This window comes from Leifsonia shinshuensis (assembly GCF_022606355.1).
Taxonomy (GTDB): domain Bacteria; phylum Actinomycetota; class Actinomycetes; order Actinomycetales; family Microbacteriaceae; genus Leifsonia; species Leifsonia shinshuensis_B.
This window is the reverse complement of the sequence record NZ_JAHHZQ010000001.1, coordinates 955,127-970,141: the sequence shown is the minus strand read 5'-3', so window position 1 is coordinate 970,141 and position 15,015 is coordinate 955,127. Positions and strand designations below refer to the sequence as shown.

Sequence of the window (15,015 nt, the reverse complement as noted above, 5' to 3'; positions counted from 1 at the left end):
CACTAACCTAAATTCGAGTTAGTGACCACTAACTCATGTCGACGACGACGCGGGAGCACCATGACGCTGAGCACGGTTCCGAGCGAGGTCCCGGAGGCCGCATCGGCCGCCGGCCGGAACGACGCCGAACAGCGCGCCCTGGTGGCAGAGCTGCACGAGCGCCTGCGCGTCGCGGCGGCCGGGGGCCCGGAGCGTGCGCGGGAGCGGCACGTCGCCCGCGGCAAGCTCCTCCCGCGCGACCGGATCGACACCCTGCTCGACGCCGGCAGTCCGTTCCTCGAGGTCGCACCGCTGGCCGCGACCGGGATGTACGACGACGAGAGCCCCGCCGCCGGCCTCATCGCCGGAATCGGCATCGTCGAAGGCCGCCACGTGATGATCGTGTGCAACGACGCCACGGTGAAGGGCGGCACCTACTACCCGATGACGGTCAAGAAGCACCTGCGTGCGCAGGAGATCGCCCTGGAGAACCGGCTCCCGTGCATCTACCTCGTCGACTCGGGCGGGGCGTTCCTGCCGCTGCAGGACGAGGTGTTCCCCGACCGCGACCACTTCGGCCGGATCTTCTACAACCAGTCCCGGCTGTCCGCCGCGAAGATCCCGCAGATCGCCGCCGTGCTGGGCTCCTGCACCGCGGGTGGCGCGTACGTCCCCGCCATGAGCGACGAGACGGTGATCGTGCGCAATCAGGGCACGATCTTCCTCGGCGGACCACCGCTGGTGAAGGCGGCGATCGGCGAGGTGGTGACGGCGGAGGAGCTGGGCGGCGGCGAGCTGCACGCCAGGACCTCCGGGGTCGTGGACCATCTGGCCGAGGACGACGAGCACGCCCTCGCCATCGTGCGCGAGATCGTCGCCACGCTGCCGCAGCCGGCGACTCCCGCCTGGGACGTGCTCCCCACGCGCGCGCCGCTCGGTGACGCCGAGGAGCTCTACAGCGTCGTCCCCGTCGACGTGCAGGCGCCCTACGACGTGCACGAGGTGATCGTGCGACTGGTGGACGCGGGCGAATTCAGCGAGTTCAAGCCCGACTACGGCACGACACTGGTCACCGGTTTCGCACGAATCCACGGGCACCCCGTCGGGATCGTCGCCAACAACGGTGTGCTGTTCAGCGAGTCCGCACTCAAGGGCGCGCACTTCATCGAGCTGTGCGACCAGCGCGGCATCCCGCTGCTGTTCCTTCAGAACATCTCCGGGTTCATGGTCGGCCGCGACTACGAGGCGGGCGGCATCGCGAAGAACGGCGCGAAGATGGTCACCGCGGTCGCCACCACCCGGGTGCCGAAGCTGACGGTGGTGATCGGCGGCTCCTTCGGTGCGGGCAACTACTCGATGTGCGGCCGCGCGTATTCGCCGCGCTTCCTCTGGATGTGGCCGGCCTCCCGGATCTCGGTCATGGGCGGCCAGCAGGCGGCGAGCGTGCTCGCGACCGTCAAGCGCGATCAGCTCGAAGCCCGTGGGGAGGACTGGAGCGCGCAGGACGAGGCGGCGTTCCGCGCGCCGATCGCCGCTCAGTACGAAGACCAGGGCAACCCGTACTATTCCACGGCGCGGCTCTGGGACGACGGCGTCATCGACCCGGCGCAGACCCGCACCGTCCTCGGCCTCGCCCTCGACGTGTGCTCCCGCGCACCCCTGCCCGACACGGCCTTCGGCCTCTTCCGGATGTGATGGCGATGACCGACACCACTCGACCCACTGCGACGGCCGGCATGCCGTTCCCGGCTGTGCTGGTCGCCAATCGCGGCGAGATCGCCTGCCGCGTGATCCGCACGCTGAACCGGCTCGGCATCCGCTCGATCGCGGTCTTCAGCGACGCCGACCGCGATGCCCCGCACGTGCGGCTCGCCGATTCGGCGGTGCGGATCGGACCGGCGCCCGCGCGCGACAGCTACCTCTCGGTCGAGGCGATCGTCGACGCCGCCCGGCGCAGCGGCGCGGCGGCCGTGCACCCCGGCTACGGCTTCCTCTCCGAGAACGCGGCGCTCGCCGAGGCGTGCGAGGCGGCCGGGATCGCGTTCGTCGGTCCCGGCGTCCGCGCTCTGGAGGTCATGGGTGACAAGATCTCGGCCAAGAACGAGGTCGCGCGTGCCGACGTCCCGACCATCCCCGGTATCGCCGAGCCCGGCCTGACCGACGACGAGCTGATCGCCGCTGCGGAGAGCGTGGGCTACCCGGTGCTCGTGAAGCCCTCGGCGGGCGGCGGCGGCAAGGGGATGCAGGCGGTCCACGATCCCGCTGCGCTTCCGGAGGCGCTCCGCGCTGCGCGCAGGGTCGCCGCGTCCGCCTTCGGCGACGACACCCTCTTCCTCGAGCGCCTGGTCTCGTCGCCGCGGCACATCGAGGTGCAGGTGCTCGCCGACCGGCACGGCGCGGTCGTGCACCTGGGGGAGCGCGAGTGCTCGCTGCAGCGCCGGCACCAGAAGGTCGTGGAGGAGGCTCCTTCGCCACTGCTGGACGCCGAGACCCGTGCCAGGATCGGCGAGGCCGCCTGTCGCGTCGCGGCCGGTGTCGGCTACGTCGGCGCGGGAACGGTGGAGTTCCTCGTCTCGGCGGAGCGGCCGGGCGAGTTCTTCTTCATGGAGATGAACACCCGGCTCCAGGTGGAGCACCCCGTCACCGAGCTGGTGACAGGGGTCGACCTCGTCGAGTGGCAGCTGCGGGTGGCCGCCGGAGAACCGCTCGGCTTCGAACAGGAGGACGTGCGCCTCGCCGGCCACGCCGTCGAGGCCCGGGTCTACGCCGAGAACCCGGAGCGCGAGTTCCTCCCCGGCGACGGTACCGTGATCGCTCTGCGCGAGCCGGCGGGCGAGGGCGTCCGCATCGACAGCGGGCTGGCGGCCGGGACCCGCGTCGTGACCGACTACGACCCGATGCTCGCCAAGGTGATCGCGTGGGCGCCCAACCGGGCCGGCGCTCTGGCCCGGCTCGACCGCGCGCTCGCCGACACGGCCGTGCTCGGCGTCGTGACCAACGTCGCCTGGCTGCGCCGGCTCCTGGGCGACGACGAGGTCCGGGCGGGATCGATGGACACCACCCTCATCGACCGGCGGTTCTCCGAGCAGAGCCCGGTTCCGGCGTCCACGGCCGAACTCGTGGCGGCCGCGCTGCTGGCCCACCGCGCGCGCGAGGCCTCCACACCGCCGGGTGTCGGCGCGCTGTGGGGAGCCCCGAGCGGCTGGCGGCTCGAGTCGCCGCGGGCCGTGCGCTACGACCTGCACGGCGCGACCGTCGATGTGCTCGACGACCGGGTCACCGTGCGTGGCGCCGACGGGGAGGTCACCGAGCACGTCGCCCGGATCGCCGTGCACACCGGCGCCGCCGGAGAGCCGGAGAGCGTCGTGCTCGAGCTCGATGGAGTCGTCACGCGCTTCGACGCCGCGCGCGACGGCGCGATCGTCTGGCTCGCCGCCGCCGGCCGCTCGCGGCCGCTGCGACTGCGCACTCCGGCCGAGCGGGTGGCGGCCGCCCTGGCCGCGCGGGAGCGCGGTGCGGCCACCGCGCATCCCGAGGTCCGGTCGCCCATGCCCGGCACCGTCGTCGCCGTCCCCGTCGCCTCCGGGGCGACGGTCGCGGCCGGCGACACGGTGGCCGTCGTGGAGGCCATGAAGATGGAGCACCGGCTCGTCGCCCCGATCGCCGGGACCGTGACGGTGTCGGTCGTTCCGGGCGACCTCGTCAAACTCGACCAGCTCGTCGCGGTCGTCGACGTCGCTCCGACGCCGGCGGATGCGGAGACCGCGGAGACCGCAGAGACCGCAGAGACCGCAGAATCCGACCCGCCGACCCCGGCGGGCGCCCCGGAGCCGACACGATCGGCCACCTCATCCCGCGGCGAACCCGCCGCGGCAGGGATCGTCACCACAACAGACAGGAACCTCCCATGACCATGCAGCTGTCCCGCCCGGCCGACGCCGACGTCGCCGGCTTCGAGCTCACCGACGAGCAGCGCCGACTCCGCGACGACGTGCGCGAGTTCGCCGACACCGTCGTCGCGCCGGCCGCCTACGAGTACGACACCAAGCGCAGCCTCCCGTACGGCATCATCGCCGAGATGGGCCGGATGGGTCTCTTCGGCCTCCCGTTCCCGGTGGAGTACGGCGGCCAGGGCAAGGACTACCTGTCGTTGTGCCTCGCCGTCGAGCAGCTCGGCCGGGTCGACCAGTCGATCGGAGTCACGCTGGAGGCGGGGGTCGGGCTCGGCGCCATGCCGATCTTCCGCAACGGCACGCAGGAGCAGAAGCAGCAGTGGCTGCCCATGCTGGCCCGGGGCGAGGCGCTCGCCGGGTTCGGCCTGACGGAGGCCGACGCCGGGTCGGACGCCTCCGGCACCAAGACCACTGCCGTGCTCCGCGACGGCGAGTGGGTGATCAACGGCACCAAGCAGTTCATCACCAACTCCGGCTCCGAGATCACCAGGCTCGTGACGATCACCGCCGTGACCGGGGAGGACCGCCGTGCCGACGGCTCGATCAAGAAGGAGCTCTCGGCGATCATCGTCCCGAGCGGGACGCCCGGCTTCACCGCGGAGCCGGTCTACGACAAGGTCGGCTGGCACACCTCGGACACGCACCCGCTCACGCTGACCGACGTGCACGTCCCGGAGGCCAACCTCCTGGGCGAGCGGGGCCGCGGGTACGCGAACTTCCTGACGACCCTCGACGAGGGCCGGGTGGCGTTCGCCGCGCTCTGCACCGGAGCGGCGCAGGGCTGCTTGGAGGAGGCCGTCCGCTACGCGAAGAGCCGCAACGTCTTCGGGCGCCCGATCGGCTCCAACCAGCACATCGCGTTCACGATCGCGCGCATGCAGGCCAGGGTGCACACGGCGCGGCTCGCCTACTACGACGCGGCGTTCAAGCTGATCGCCGGCGTGCCGTTCAAGATGGAGGCCTCCATCGCCAAGCTCGTCGGCAGCGAGGCCGCGATGGACAACGCCCGCGACGCGACCCAGATCTTCGGCGGCTACGGCTTCCTCAACGAGAACCCGGTCGCCCGGCACTACCGCGACTCGAAGATCCTCGAGATCGGCGAGGGCACCTCCGAGGTCCAGCTCATGATCGTCTCCCGTGCCCTCGGCTTCGAGTCCTGACCGTGTCCGCAGCCCGCGAGCACAGGAAATCTGTTCCTTTCCTGCATGATCTGCGACAGTTTCCCTGTGCTCGCATTCCCTGTGCTCGCTGGCGAGCTGAGAGGAGTCTCTGGTGATCGACAAGACGGTGGCGAGCGCGGGGGAGGCCGTGGCCGACATCGCGAGCGGCAGCAGCCTCGCCGTGGGCGGGTTCGGGCTGTGCGGCATCCCGAGCGCGCTCATCCAGGCGCTGCTGGAGGCCGGGACGACCGACCTGGAAGTGGTCAGCAACAACTGCGGAGTGGACGACTGGGGCCTCGGGCTGCTGCTCGCACAGCGGCGGATCCGCAAGATGATCAGCTCGTACGTCGGTGAGAACAAGGAGTTCGCGCGGCAGTTCCTGTCGGGCGAGCTGGAGGTGGAGCTGACCCCGCAGGGCACGCTCGCCGAGAAGCTGCGCGCGGGCGGTGCCGGCATCCCGGCGTTCTACACGCCCGCCGGCGTCGGCACCCAGATCGCGCTCGGCGGCCTCCCGCGCCGCTACAACGCCGACGGCTCCGTCGCTGTCGCGAGCGAGCCGAAGGAGGTGCGCGAGTTCGACGGGGCGTCCTACGTGCTGGAGCGCTCCCTGCGACCCGACTTCGCACTCGTGCACGCGGCGAAGGGTGACCGGCACGGCAACCTGGTCTTCCACGCCGCCGCCATGAACTTCAACCCGCTCGCGGCGATGGCGGGCGGCATCACCATCGCCGAGGTGGAGGAGCTGGTCGAACCCGGCGAGCTCTCGCCCGGGGACGTCCACCTGCCGGGGATCTTCGTCCAGCGGGTGGTGCACGCGCCCGACGTCGAGAAGCGGATCGAACGGCGCACCGTCGCCGCGGTTCCGGAAGGGAGCGCCCGATGAGCCTCACCCGCACCGAGCTCGCCGCGCGCGTCGCACGCGAGCTGGAGAACGGCCAGTACGTGAACCTCGGCATCGGCATGCCGACCCTCATCCCGAACTACATCCCGGAGGGCGTCGAGGTCATCCTGCACTCCGAGAACGGCGTGCTCGGCGTCGGGCCGTACCCGGCCGAGGCCGAGGTGGATCCCGACCTCATCAACGCGGGCAAGGAGACCGTCACCGTCGAGCGCGGCGCCGCGTTCTTCGACTCCGCTCTGTCGTTCGGCATGGTCCGCGGCGGCCACGTGGACGTCGCGGTGCTCGGCGCGATGGAGGTCTCGGCCTCCGGCGACCTGGCCAACTGGATGATCCCCGGCAAGATGGTCAAGGGGATGGGCGGCGCGATGGACCTGGTCTTCGGCGCCAAGCGGCTCATCGTCATGATGGAGCACGTCGACAGGGAGGGCCGGCCCAAGATCCTCGCGGAGTGCACGCTGCCGCTGACCGGCACGGGCTGCGTCGACCGGATCATCACCGACCTCGCCGTCATCGACGTGACGCCGGACGGGCTCGTCCTGCGCGAGACCGCGCCGGGGGTGACGGTCGAGGAGGTCGTCGCGGCGACGGGCGCTCCGCTCGACGTGGAGCTGGAGACGGCTTCGTGAAGGAGGCCCTGTCGTGAAAGAGATCGAGCAGCGCGGGCTCTACTACGAGGAGTTCGAGCTGGAGACCCGCTACCTCCACCGGCCCGGACGCACCGTGACGGAGGCGGACAACGTCCTCTTCACCACGCTCACGATGAACACGCAGGCACTGCATCTCGATGCGGCCTGGTCGGCGCGCCAGCCGTTCGGGGAACGCCTGATGAACTCGATGTGGACGCTCGCGACGATCGTCGGTGCGTCGGTCGCCCAGCTGACCCAGGGCACGATCGTCGCGAACCTGGGCTTCTCGGAGGTCGCGTTCCCGCACCCGCTGTACCACGGCGACACGCTCTACTCGGAGACCGTGGTGACGGCCAAGCGGTTGTCGGCCTCCCGGCCGGGCCAGGGGATCGTCACCCTCGAGCACACCGGACGCAACCAGGACGGCGTGGTCGTCGCCACGGCGACCCGCCAGGTGATGGTGTGGTGCAGGGACGCCCACCTCGGGGCGGCGGAACTGTGACGGGGCCGGCCGTCTTCCCGTGGGGTCCGGCACTGCTGTTCTGCCCGGCCGATCGGCCCGACCGCTATGACAAGGCGCTGGAGCGCGCCGACGCGGTCATCCTCGACCTCGAGGACGCGGTCGACCCCGCCCGCCGTGGTGTCGCCCGGGAGGCGATCGTCGCCTCCGACCTCGATCCGGCGCGGGTGATCGTCCGAGTCAATCCCTCGGGAACCGACGACCAGGCGGCGGATCTCGCCGCGCTCGATCACACTCCGTACCGCGCAGTGATGCTCCCCAAGGCCGAGGGGGTCGGCGACCTCGCGGCGCTGGGCGGTCTCGAGATGATCGCACTCTGCGAGACGGCTGCCGGCGTGCGCGCCGCGGGCGAGCTCGCCTCGGCGGACGGGGTCGTGGCACTGATGTGGGGCGCGGAGGATCTGATCGCCTCGCTCGGCGGCACCTCCAGCAGGCACGCCGACGGCCGCTATCGCGACGTCGCGCGGCACGCGCGCTCGGAGGTGCTGCTCGCGGCCGGTGCCGCCGGCAGATCGGCGATCGACACCGTGCATCTCGACATCGCCGACCTGGTCGGCCTCGCCGCCGAGACGGAGGACGCGGTGGCCGTCGGCTTCGCCGCGACGGCCTGCATCCACCCCTCGCAGGTGGAGACCGTGCGGGGCGCGTATCTGCCGAGCGACGAGCAGCTCACGGAGGCCGTCGAGCTGCTGGCGGCGGCGGAGGCCGCGGGCGGGGGAGTGTTCCGGCACCGCGGCCGGATGGTCGACGGGCCGGTCGTGGAACACGCTCGGGCGGTCCTCCGCCGGGCGCGCGACACGCCGTGATGAAACTGTGATGAACGATTCTGGCGCCGTTCACCGGTTTGGTCGTGCGGTGTCGGCGGCATGCCGTACTCTGCCCTTAACGTTCCAGAGCAGAGCACACTCGAATCGATTCGAGGCCCGAGTTCGACGTTTCGCGTGAGTTGCCGCTCGAGCGGTGGGGAGGGGGATGAGATGCCACAGCTTCTTCCCCTGCGCCTGCTCGAGACCGTGGGGCTCCGCGCGCCGGCCGCCGCCACGCGGTCCGCCTCCGACGACGCCGCTCCGGCTCTGCCGACGCCCTCGGTGACCGCCGCTCCGGCGACGACGGCGCCCCGCGCGTCCGTCCCCGGCGACGGCTTCGTCGAGCCCTCGACCGACACGGGCGGCCCTCTCGACATCGACACCCGGCTCGAGCGCACGGCTCCGCTCTCGATCATCGCTCCGCGCCGCATCGGAGAGAGCGACCTCGCGGTCTACCCGCTGTCGCTCGGCGCCAGCGTGTTCGGCTGGACGGCCGACGGCGACACCTCGCTCGCCATCCTCGACCGCTTCGCGGCGCTCGGCGGCAACTTCATCGACACGGCCGACAGCTACGTCGGCGGCCGCAGCGAGGTCCTGATCGGCAAGTGGCTGCGCGAGCGCGGCAACCGCGATGACGTCGTCGTCGCGACCAAGGTGGGCCGCCACCACGAGAACCCCGGCCTCGGATCGGTCAGCATCGTCCGCGCCGTCGAGGCCTCCCTCGAGCGCCTGCAGACCGATCACCTCGACCTGCTCTACTTCCACGACGATGACCCCGAGGTGCCGCTCGAAGACAGCCTGGCGACCGCCGAGTGGCTCATCGAGTCGGGCAAGGTCCGCTACCTGGCGGCCTCCAACTTCAGTGCCGACCGGCTGATCGAGGCGCGCATCATGGCGTCGTCCGGTCTGCCCAAGTTCGTGGCGATCCAGACCCAGTACAACCTGATGCACCGGGCCGAGTTCGAGAGCGCGCTGCGCATCGTCGCGGCGGCGCAGGGCCTCGCCGTGATGCCGTACTACGCGCTGGCCAACGGCTTCCTCACCGGCAAGTACCGCTCCAAGTCCGACTTGAGCGCCGACGCACGCAGTGTGCGGGCTTCGGCGTACGTCAACCGCAAGGGGATGCGCGTCCTGGCCGTCCTCGACCGCATCGCCGCCGAGCACGGCGTGTCGCCCGCGAGCGTGTCGATCGCGTGGCTGCTCGCCAAGCGCACCATCGTGGCGCCGGTCGCCAGCGCGAGCCGCCCCGAGCAGGTCGACGGCCTGATGGCCGCCGCCGGCATCCGGCTCACCCGAGCGCAGATGCTCGAGCTCGACCGCGTCTCCGAGTAATCCGCGTCTGTATTTCCGGAGACCATGGGCGACGCGCCGTCAAATCGCCCGTGCCTCCGGAGAATCGACACTGACGAGGCCGAGTCTCCGGAATTGGTGACGGGCATGCGCCTGACCCTCATCGGCAACTCCGGAGATCCGCTCGCTCGCGGGGCGGTTCTCCGGAGTTACGGTCACGACACGCGGTGAGCGCGCCGGATCTCCGGAGTGACGGTCACCACGCGAATCGGCCTACGCCTCGGACAGGATGCGGTCGAGCGCGCGGTGCAGGGCCGCGCCCGCGGCGATCGGGTCGCCGACGTAGCCGCCGGCCAGGGCGCCGTCGCGCGCCAGGATCAGGTCGTCCGCCGCATCGCCCGGCCGGGGGTGCCCGATCTGGCGGAACAGCTCCTCGATGTGCTTGGCGTACCAATCGCGGTGCGCGGTCACCGCGACCCGAACCGGGTGGTTCTCGTCGGCGAACTGGGCGGCGGCGTTGATGAACGGGTCGCCGCGGAAGCCCGGCTGGATCGCTTCGGTGTTGATGGAGTCGACGAGGGCTCGCGCGATCGCCTTCGGATCGTCCGCCTCGCGCTCCTGCTCGGCGAACCAGTCGCGGACCTGGCGGTCGCGGCCCTCGACGTAGGCGATGATGAGCAGATCCTTCGAGCGGAAGTGCTTGTAGAACGTCGCCTTCGTGACGCGGGCTCCTGCGATGATCCGGTCGACGCCGACGGTGTGGATGCCCTCCTGATAGAAGAGCTCGTCCGCTGTGGCGAGGATCTTGATCTTCGACGGCGCGGGCGGCCGGATGGTCGCTCGGGCACTTACGACCATCCGGTCGTCTCCTCTCAACAAGGAGGCGTGGCCTCCGCTCTGGTGGTGCGAGACCCACCCGACCGGTCCTAGGGGGGACGACCGGTCAGGGTGGTGAGATCAGTATAGCAGTAGACAGACCAGTCTGTTTGTCCTCATATTCGCGATCTCCGCCTTCGAAGGGCCGCTGGCGTAGGGTGGAGGGGATGAACAGCGCAGTCGACCTCCCGCTCGGTCTGGCCGATCTCGCATTCGCAGCTTCGGGTGACGCGCTGGTCCGCCGCACGATCCTCCCGAGCGGGGTGCGGATCCTCAGCGAGCACGTGCCCGGTTCGCGCAGCGCCACGCTCGGCTACTGGGTCGCCGTCGGCTCCCGCGACGAGACGGAGGCGGTGCCCGGCAGTCTCGGCTCCACACACTTCCTCGAGCACCTGCTGTTCAAGGGCACCGGAACGCGCACCGCGCTCGACATCGCCGTCTCGTTCGACTCCGTCGGCGGCGAGCACAACGCCATGACGGCCAAGGAGTACACCTGCTACTACGCCAAGGTGCAGGATCGCGACCTCCCGATGGCGGTCGAGGTCATCGGCGACATGCTCACCTCGTCGGTTCTCGACCCGACCGAGTTCGAGAACGAGCGCGGCGTCATCCTCGAAGAACTCTCGATGGCCGAGGACGATCCCGCCGACGTCGCCAACGACCGCCTCTTCACCGCCGTTCTGGGCGATCACCCGCTCGGTCGCCCCATCGGGGGCCGGCCGGAGACGATCCGCGCTGCGTCCCGCGACGCCGTCTGGCGCCACTACCGGGCCAACTACCGCCCGCGCGACCTCGTCATCACCGCTGCAGGCGCCGTCGACCATGACGTCCTCGTGGCGGGCGTGCAGCGCGCGCTGGACGCTGCCGGCTGGGACCGTGACGAGGAGGCGGCACCCGTCGCCCGTCGCTCCACGACCCCGGCCACCGTGCAGCGCTCCGCGGGCGTGGTCACGGTGCAGCGCCCCATCGAGCAGGCCAACATCATCATCGGCCTGCCGGGGATCGTGGCGACCGATGAGCGCAGGACGACGATGAGCGTGCTCAACTCCGTCCTCGGCGGCGGGATGTCGAGCCGGCTGTTCCAGGAAGTGCGCGAGAAGCGCGGTCTGGCGTACTCGGTGTACTCGTTCTCCGGCTCGTACTCCGACGCCGGCGTCTACGGCCTGTTCGCGGGCTGCGCCCCCGCGAAGGCCCGCCAGGTCACCGAGCTGATGCTCGCCGAGTTGCATCGCCTCGCCGACGGCGGGGTGACACCCGAGGAGCTCCGCCGTGCGGTGGGTCAGCTCTCCGGCGGCGCCGCGCTCGCCCTCGAAGACTCCGACACCCGCATGTCCCGTCTCGGCCGGGCCGAGATCAGCCTGGGGGAGTTCGCCGACCTCGACGAGAGCCTCCGTCGTCTGCACCTCGTCACGGTCGACGACGTGCAAGAGCTCGCCCGCGATCTGGCGCAGCGCCCGGTCTCCGTCTCTGCGGTCGGAGGCGTCGACGACGACGTCTTCGCGGGCCTGGTCTCCTGACCCGGCCCTCCCTCCCGTTCCATCGAAAGGTCTGTCCCGTGCCTCATTACCTCTACCTCGTGCGTCACGGCGAGCAACAGGATGCCGAGCACGGTCTCCCCGACGGTCCGCTGTCGCCGCGCGGCAAGCGCCAGGCCCAGCTCGTCGCCGACCGGCTGAGCGGGGTCCCGTTCACGGGGATGTACCACTCCCCGCTGGTGCGCGCTGCGGAGACCGCCTCGATCATCGCCGAGCGCATGCCGTCGGTCGAGCCGGAGCCGTCGAGCCTGCTGTTCGACTGCATCCCGTCGGGGCCGACTCCCGACATGCCCAAGGCTTTCGAGTCGTTCTTCGGCTCGGTCACCGAGGCCGAGATCGAGGCGGGTCGGGCCCAGATGGAGGATGCCGTCCACGAGTTCCTGACGCCGGCGATGGGCGACAGGCACGACCTCCTCGTCACGCACAACTTCGTCATCGGCTGGTTCGTGCGGCACGTCTTCGACGCTCCGGCCTGGCGCTGGCTCGGGCTGAACCAGGCCAACTGCGGCCTCACCATCATCCGGGTGCGGTCGGCGAAGCCTCCCGTGCTCGTGGTGCACAACGACCTCGGGCACCTGCCGGTCGAGCTCCGCACCGGTCTGCCCGAGCTGCAACCAGTCTGAGCAGCTCGCCCCTGCGGCCCGCGCTCAGCGGAGCCGCTTGCGGAACCAGTCGGTCGCGTTCGGGTTCTCGTTGTACGGCTGGATGCTCTCGTAGCCGTGCGAGCGGTAGAGATTGCCCGCGGCCTCCAGGCTCGCGTTCGTGTCGAGGACGACCTCGGTCGCGCCGAAACCGCGGGCACGGTGCTCGAGCTCGGCGAGGATGGCGCGGCCGATGCCCTGCCCGCGGTGCGTGGGAGCAACCCAGAGGTGCTTGATCTCGTAACGGACGATCTGCTCGCCGTCCTCCGTGTCGGAGAGCGGCACGCTCAGCTCGCGGATGCCCCCGCAACCGGCCTCGCCGTCGTCGTAGGCGAGCAGGAACACCCCGGCCGGTGGGACGAACTGTCCAGGGTCGGGAAACGTCGTGCGGTATGCGCCCTGCGAGGCGGGGAAGGTCTCGGCCCGCTCGGCGAAGTAGTCGGCCAGCATCCGGTGGGCGGTCGCATCGGTCACGGAGACATCGGCAAAGGACACCATCGCCCCAGCGTAGCTGCGCCGTCCGTCCGCGGCGGTGCCGGCGGGTAGTGTGGACGGGTGACTGTTCGCGTGGCCGTCGCCGGGGCGACCGGCAAGCTGGGATCCGTTGCGGTGCGTCTCATCGAGGCCGCCGAAGACCTGGAGCTCGTGGCGGCTCTCGACTCGCGGTCGCCGCTCGATGCGATGCTCGGGGCCGACGTGCTCGTGGACATGACCCTCCCGCAGGTGAGTCCGGGGATCGTGGCGTTCGCCGTCGACCACGGACTGAAAGTGCTCATCGGCACCTCCGGCTGGTCTGCCGACCGCATCCTCGAGCTGGAGCGCCGCGTCGCCGAGCACGAGGGCAGCGGGGCGGTCGTCATCCCCAATTTCTCGCTGGGATCAGCGCTGGGCACCGCGTTCGCGACCGTCGCTGCGCGCTTCTTCGACTCCATCGAGATCATCGAGGCGCACGGCGCCGGCAAGGTCGATTCGCCCTCCGGCACGGCCGTCCGCACCGCGGAGCTGATCGGGGCCGCGCGGTTGCAGCGCGGACCTGTCGACGCGCCGCACACCGATCAGCGTGCACGCGGTCAGCAGGTGGCGAGCGTGCCGATCCACAGCCTCCGGATGCGCGGCGTGGTCGCCGAGCAGCAGGTGATCTTCGGCGGCGCGGGGGAGACCCTGACCATCCGGCACGACACGGTCGGCTCGGAGGCCTACGAGGCGGGCATCTTGCTCGCCCTGCGTGCGGCCGCGCAGACGCCTGGCGTGGTGGTCGGGCTCGACAAGCTGATCGACCTCGGCATCGCGGAGCCCGACGGGGAACCGCCGCGGCCGACCGTGCGCGAGGTGTGAGCGTACCGATGCGCAACCGTCTCGCCGCGCTGCTGATGGCGCTGATCCTCCTGGTCTATCTCGTGCTCGTCGTCCAGCGCGCCATCCTGCTGATCGCGTCGGGTTCAGGCGTGGGGATCGCGATGGGCCTCGCGCTGATCCTGCTGCCGTTCATCGCGGCCTGGGCGATCGGCCGCGAGCTGCTCTTCGGCGCCAGAACCGAGAAGCTCGTGAAGCTCATGGCCGCCGAGGGCACGCTTCCCGCCGACGACCTCCCGCAGCGGGCCAGCGGTCGCCCGTTGCGTGACGCGGCCGACGCCGATTTTCCCCAGTACAAGGCCGAAGTTGAGGCCGAGCCCGAGAGCTGGCGCGCCTGGTTCCGGTTGGGGCTCGCCTACGACGCGAGTGGTGACCGCCGACGCGCACGCGAGGCGCTGCGGCAGGCCATCCGGCTCTACCGGGGCGAGCAGCGGGCGGGCCGCGCCGCACACTAGGGCGTGCCGTGATCGGACGCCGCAGTTCAGGCGGCGCCGACCAGCTGCGCCATCGCGTCCTGCACGCTGGTGTCCTGGAAGACGAAGCCGTCGTCGAGGAGCCGCTGCGGCAGCACGCGCTGGTCGGCGAGCAGCAGTTCGTGACCGGCCTCGCCGAGGCCCAGTGAGACGGCTGCGCGCGGCAGAGGGAGGCCGTACGGCCGGTGCACCGCCGTCGCCAGCGCCCGCAGCACGTCTGCCGCTGTCGCCGGCTCGGGGCCGACGACGTTGACCGGGCCCGACAGCGTCGAGGTGAGCAGGTGCCTGATCGCGGCCGCTTCGTCGCGCAGGCTGACCCAGGGCCAGTGCTGGCGACCTCCGGCGATCGGGCCGACGAGCCCTGCTCTGGCGAGCGGCAGGAGCGGGGCCATCGCACCTCCCCGACCGATGACGACGCCGGTGCGCGCAGTGACGACGCGGGTCGCCTGCGGCGCGAGGTGCGCCGCCGTCTCCCAGGCGTCGACGACGTCAGAGAGGAAGCCCGTGCCCTTCGCCGAGCTCTCGGTGAGGGTCTGACCCGGGCGGTCGCCGTAGTAGCCGACCGCGGAGCCGCTGACGAACACCGCGGGAGGGGCGCTCGTCTGTCGCATCGCGTCGGCCAGCGTTCCCGTCGCCTCCAACCGCGACGCCAGGATGCGCCGGCGATGGGCGGGCGTCCAGGGCAGGCGGTTGAGCGACGCCCCGGAGAGGTTCACGACCGCGTCGGACTCCTCGAGCAGGCCGACGTCGATCATCCGCTCCGACGGCGCCCACGAGCGTTCGTCCGGGCTCTGCGGCGCGCGCCGCACCAGGCGGAGGACGTCGTGGCCCTCCGCCCGGAGCTGGCGCACCAGCTCGGTGCCGATCATGCCGGACGCACCGGCGACGAGCACCCGCATCGG

15 protein-coding genes are annotated in these 15,015 nt (G+C 71.1%); 12 read left to right on the top strand and 3 right to left on the bottom strand.

What is annotated here, in order from left to right; translation table 11 throughout:
- Positions 1–60: 60 nt before the first annotated feature.
- From KNO15_RS04625 to KNO15_RS04590, 8 genes are all read left to right on the top strand, one after another.
- Positions 61–1,674, top strand: a complete 1,614-nt coding sequence (locus tag KNO15_RS04625) for a carboxyl transferase domain-containing protein (protein ID WP_241702258.1) — start codon at positions 61–63, stop codon at positions 1,672–1,674.
- Positions 1,674–3,890 carry an ATP-binding protein gene (locus tag KNO15_RS04620; protein ID WP_374113140.1) on the top strand — a complete coding sequence of 739 codons (2,217 nt, stop codon included), beginning with the start codon at positions 1,674–1,676 and terminating at the stop codon, positions 3,888–3,890. Before KNO15_RS04625 ends, KNO15_RS04620 begins: the two co-directional genes overlap by 1 nt.
- Positions 3,887–5,092 carry an acyl-CoA dehydrogenase family protein gene (locus tag KNO15_RS04615; RefSeq protein WP_241702256.1) on the top strand — a complete coding sequence of 402 codons (1,206 nt, stop codon included), beginning with the start codon at positions 3,887–3,889 and terminating at the stop codon, positions 5,090–5,092. The genes KNO15_RS04620 and KNO15_RS04615 overlap by 4 nt, the downstream gene beginning before the upstream one ends.
- Before the next feature lie 112 nt (positions 5,093–5,204).
- Positions 5,205–5,975, top strand: coding sequence for a CoA transferase subunit A (locus KNO15_RS04610; protein ID WP_241702255.1), 771 nt, complete (start codon positions 5,205–5,207; stop codon positions 5,973–5,975).
- Positions 5,972–6,619, top strand: a complete 648-nt coding sequence (locus KNO15_RS04605; RefSeq protein ID WP_241702254.1) for a CoA transferase subunit B — start codon at positions 5,972–5,974, stop codon at positions 6,617–6,619. Before KNO15_RS04610 ends, KNO15_RS04605 begins: the two co-directional genes overlap by 4 nt.
- A 13-nt stretch (positions 6,620–6,632) precedes the next feature.
- Positions 6,633–7,121: a MaoC family dehydratase gene (locus KNO15_RS04600; RefSeq protein WP_241702253.1), complete on the top strand. Its 489-nt coding sequence runs from the start codon at positions 6,633–6,635 to the stop codon at positions 7,119–7,121.
- Positions 7,118–7,945, top strand: coding sequence for an HpcH/HpaI aldolase/citrate lyase family protein (locus KNO15_RS04595; RefSeq protein WP_241702252.1), 828 nt, complete (start codon positions 7,118–7,120; stop codon positions 7,943–7,945). Before KNO15_RS04600 ends, KNO15_RS04595 begins: the two co-directional genes overlap by 4 nt.
- A gap of 171 nt (positions 7,946–8,116) precedes the next feature.
- Positions 8,117–9,277 carry an aldo/keto reductase gene (locus tag KNO15_RS04590; protein ID WP_241702251.1) on the top strand — a complete coding sequence of 387 codons (1,161 nt, stop codon included), beginning with the start codon at positions 8,117–8,119 and terminating at the stop codon, positions 9,275–9,277.
- Positions 9,278–9,508: 231 nt separating this feature from the next.
- Here KNO15_RS04590 and KNO15_RS04585 read toward each other — a convergent pair whose 3' ends face one another.
- A complete protein-coding gene (locus KNO15_RS04585; protein WP_241702250.1) occupies positions 9,509–10,093 on the bottom strand; it encodes a TetR/AcrR family transcriptional regulator in 585 nt (194 codons plus the stop codon).
- A gap of 185 nt (positions 10,094–10,278) precedes the next feature.
- Between KNO15_RS04585 and KNO15_RS04580 the strand changes: the two genes are divergently transcribed.
- Both KNO15_RS04580 and KNO15_RS04575 read left to right on the top strand, forming a co-directional pair.
- Positions 10,279–11,628 (top strand): M16 family metallopeptidase, encoded by a 1,350-nt coding sequence (locus KNO15_RS04580; protein ID WP_241702249.1) that lies wholly within the window; start codon positions 10,279–10,281, stop codon positions 11,626–11,628.
- 38 nt (positions 11,629–11,666) lie between these two features.
- Positions 11,667–12,269: a histidine phosphatase family protein gene (locus KNO15_RS04575; RefSeq protein ID WP_241702248.1), complete on the top strand. Its 603-nt coding sequence runs from the start codon at positions 11,667–11,669 to the stop codon at positions 12,267–12,269.
- Positions 12,270–12,293: 24 nt separating this feature from the next.
- Here KNO15_RS04575 and KNO15_RS04570 read toward each other — a convergent pair whose 3' ends face one another.
- Positions 12,294–12,785: a GNAT family N-acetyltransferase gene (locus tag KNO15_RS04570; protein WP_241702247.1), complete on the bottom strand. Its 492-nt coding sequence runs from the start codon at positions 12,783–12,785 to the stop codon at positions 12,294–12,296.
- 57 nt (positions 12,786–12,842) lie between these two features.
- Between KNO15_RS04570 and dapB the strand changes: the two genes are divergently transcribed.
- Positions 12,843–13,622, top strand: a complete 780-nt coding sequence (dapB, locus tag KNO15_RS04565; RefSeq protein ID WP_241702246.1) for a 4-hydroxy-tetrahydrodipicolinate reductase — start codon at positions 12,843–12,845, stop codon at positions 13,620–13,622.
- Positions 13,623–13,630: 8 nt separating this feature from the next.
- Positions 13,631–14,095, top strand: coding sequence for a tetratricopeptide repeat protein (locus tag KNO15_RS04560; RefSeq protein ID WP_241702245.1), 465 nt, complete (start codon positions 13,631–13,633; stop codon positions 14,093–14,095).
- Between the two features lie 26 nt (positions 14,096–14,121).
- Here the strand turns inward: KNO15_RS04560 and KNO15_RS04555 are convergent, their stop codons facing one another.
- On the bottom strand, positions 14,122–15,012 hold the full coding sequence (locus KNO15_RS04555; protein WP_241702244.1) for a TIGR01777 family oxidoreductase: 891 nt from the start codon (positions 15,010–15,012) through the stop codon (positions 14,122–14,124).
- Between the last annotated feature and the right edge of the window lie 3 nt (positions 15,013–15,015).

Excerpts from the sequence above, each read along its gene's own strand:
- KNO15_RS04625 (WP_241702258.1), top strand. The coding sequence starts at position 61 with ATGACGCTGAGCACGGTTCCGAGCGAGGTCCCGGAGGCCGCATCGGCC.
- KNO15_RS04620 (WP_374113140.1), top strand. The coding sequence starts at position 1,674 with ATGGCGATGACCGACACCACTCGACCCACTGCGACGGCCGGCATGCCG.
- KNO15_RS04615 (WP_241702256.1), top strand. The coding sequence starts at position 3,887 with ATGACCATGCAGCTGTCCCGCCCGGCCGACGCCGACGTCGCCGGCTTC.
- KNO15_RS04605 (WP_241702254.1), top strand. The coding sequence starts at position 5,972 with ATGAGCCTCACCCGCACCGAGCTCGCCGCGCGCGTCGCACGCGAGCTG.
- KNO15_RS04590 (WP_241702251.1), top strand. The coding sequence starts at position 8,117 with ATGCCACAGCTTCTTCCCCTGCGCCTGCTCGAGACCGTGGGGCTCCGC.
- KNO15_RS04585 (WP_241702250.1), bottom strand. The coding sequence starts at position 10,093 with ATGGTCGTAAGTGCCCGAGCGACCATCCGGCCGCCCGCGCCGTCGAAG.
- KNO15_RS04580 (WP_241702249.1), top strand. The coding sequence starts at position 10,279 with ATGAACAGCGCAGTCGACCTCCCGCTCGGTCTGGCCGATCTCGCATTC.
- KNO15_RS04570 (WP_241702247.1), bottom strand. The coding sequence starts at position 12,785 with ATGGTGTCCTTTGCCGATGTCTCCGTGACCGATGCGACCGCCCACCGG.
- KNO15_RS04560 (WP_241702245.1), top strand. The coding sequence starts at position 13,631 with ATGCGCAACCGTCTCGCCGCGCTGCTGATGGCGCTGATCCTCCTGGTC.
- KNO15_RS04555 (WP_241702244.1), bottom strand. The coding sequence starts at position 15,012 with ATGCGGGTGCTCGTCGCCGGTGCGTCCGGCATGATCGGCACCGAGCTG.